This is a genomic window from Pseudarthrobacter sp. RHLT1-30-1 (genome assembly GCF_059383415.1).
In genome coordinates this window covers 1-1,127 of the sequence record NZ_JBWZCG010000061.1, presented here as the reverse complement: position 1 = coordinate 1,127, position 1,127 = coordinate 1, and the positions used below count along the sequence as shown (strand labels likewise).

Below are 1,127 nucleotides of genomic sequence, written 5' to 3'. Positions count from 1 at the left end.
CCCGCCACGCCGATCGAGGAGGCGATTTTGCTTCCCGAACTCACGGCAGCATAATCAAATAACTGACCTGCACGGTGTCGAGAAAACTCCACCACTCAGCGGGACGTAACCGGAATGCTGAGCGTGCAGGTCAATGAATGCTTGTTCCTTGGCAGCCAACATGGTGCTTCCCCCGGTCATCAGACGACTTCCTCCTACTGACTAAGTGTCCCGTGAAGGGGTTTTTCTTACAGCGACGAGCAAGAAGTTTCAGAGTCCGGCCGACGGCGGGTGAATTTCCAGACCCCGGTGCCGGCTGTACAGGCCGCTGGCGGAGCGCATGGTCGCCGCTCCCCGGCCGCCGTTAATGGACCCAGGACACGGGGTACCAGACAGGCGCAATGATTGTGCTTTGACGCAGCTCGTGCAGGCGACCCTTTCGCGGTGGATGGGGCCGGTCCTGTCACGTGGCGCGGAAGGCTCGTTATGGTCACCCCCGCGGCGGGACCGCACGGTCCTGCGGTCAGGCGTGGTGGGCGAGGAAGTGTTCGAGGCTGGATTCGGCGCGGGGCTCGTAGAAGACCGGGTCGTCGGGGTCTGCGGCACGGAATGAGTGCCCGGCCGTGAGCAGGTGCCAGTCCGGGAAGGGATCCGCGGGCAGCTCCTGGTCCCGTTCCGGGAAAGGATCCGGGGCCAGTTCCTGTTCCTGTTCTGGATCCGGGGGAAGGCCGCGCCCCAGGTCAATGTCCGGGTCCATGTCAGGATCCGGCGGCAGGGCGGAGTCCAGGTAAATGTCTGGGCCGGGGTCCGTGTCCGGGGGCATGGCTGCGCCTATGTCGGGGTCTCTGTCTCTGTCCCTGTCTTTGTCTCTGTCCGGGTCCGGGTTCATGTCCCCGGCTGCATCGATGTCCGCGTCTGCGTTTGCATCTGTTCCGGGGTCCGCGCCTATGTCCAGGAGGCCTGGTGGCCAGTGGGGTGGTTCCCAGTCCTGTTGTTCTGACGCGTAGTGCCTTCCGGTCGGGGAGGTCCAGCCGGGTGGGGCGTCTTTGGTGGCCCCGGCCGGTGTCCAGGCGGAGCTGTGTTTCAGGCCGTGGTGTTTGCGGCAGGGCCCGCCGAGGTTGGTGATCCCGGTGGTGCCGCCGTCGGCC

1 pseudogene is annotated in these 1,127 nt (G+C 65.1%); it reads right to left on the bottom strand.

The window, feature by feature from the left end:
• Nucleotides 1–502: 502 nt before the first annotated feature.
• A pseudogene (locus tag AC50YM_RS20475) lies at nt 503–1,127 on the bottom strand (hypothetical protein); the annotation flags it as partial.